The organism is Bartonella sp. CM120XJJH (assembly GCF_042194715.1).
Taxonomy (GTDB): Bacteria; Pseudomonadota; Alphaproteobacteria; order Rhizobiales; family Rhizobiaceae; genus Bartonella.
The window spans coordinates 1-898 of record NZ_JBHINE010000085.1; the positions used below are offsets into that span (position 1 = coordinate 1).

Genomic DNA, 898 nt, shown 5'->3' on the forward strand with positions numbered 1-898 from the left:
ACAAGCGTGATTCACGCCACGGGGGAATTGCGCGCGAGATGGAGGAAATAAAGATGAGTGAACAAAACACTAACCTAACAGAAATTGAAGAAACGCATCACTTAGCGGTTAAACAAACTGCTATGGAACGCATTTTAAATAAAGCTTTAGGAAATGACGTCGATATGGACCGTCTCGAGCGTCTCATTGCCTTACGAGAAAAAGAAATAGAACGACAAAACTACGAAAAATTTGCCAGTGATCTTTCGAATATGCAAATAGAATATCAAAAAATACAAAAAAACTCTACAAACACCCATACAAACAGCCAATATGCAACCCTTGACCAGTACATTGATGCTGTAAAAAATACTCTTGCAAAACACCGATTTGCTTTGTTTTCTCGTATCAAAGAACAGAGTTCAGACAATATAATTATAGAAATGACTTTGACGCATCCGTCTGGAAATAAAATCTCAACAGAAGGAAAGTTTCCTTATGACACGAAAGGATGCAAGTCAAATATACAATCGGTTGGTTCTGCAATCACATACGCACGCAGATATCTGTTAGGTATGCTTCTTAATGTCGTGAGTGAAGATGATGATACGGATGGGAACACACCTATTAAAAAGGCTTTTCCACAACAGATCAATGAAATCAGAAGACTCATCGTACAAACCCAAGCAGAAGAAGAAAAAATACTTGCTTATGTCGACGTCAAAAAGCTTGACGATATGTCTGAAGGACAAGCACAAACGGTATTGCATCTTTTGAAAAAGAAACAAAACAAGCAAAAGGTAGAAACAGATTCTACTATACAAGATGCCGATATAGCAACGCCACAAGAGCAACAAACGGCGGTGTGAGATGAAACAAAGAACAGCAGAATGGTTTCAAGCGCGCTTGGGTAAAGTCA

At 38.6% G+C, this 898-nt stretch carries 1 protein-coding gene; it reads left to right on the top strand.

Annotated elements, in window-relative coordinates:
- The first annotated feature begins 53 nt into the window (after positions 1-53).
- Positions 54-848, top strand: a complete 795-nt coding sequence (locus tag ACFIKU_RS09875) for an ERF family protein (protein ID WP_375657404.1) — start codon at positions 54-56, stop codon at positions 846-848.
- Positions 849-898 lie beyond the last annotated feature (50 nt).

Bases quoted from the DNA above. Each gene is read 5' to 3' on its own strand.
- ACFIKU_RS09875 (WP_375657404.1), top strand. From the start codon at position 54: ATGAGTGAACAAAACACTAACCTAACAGAAATTGAAGAAACGCATCAC.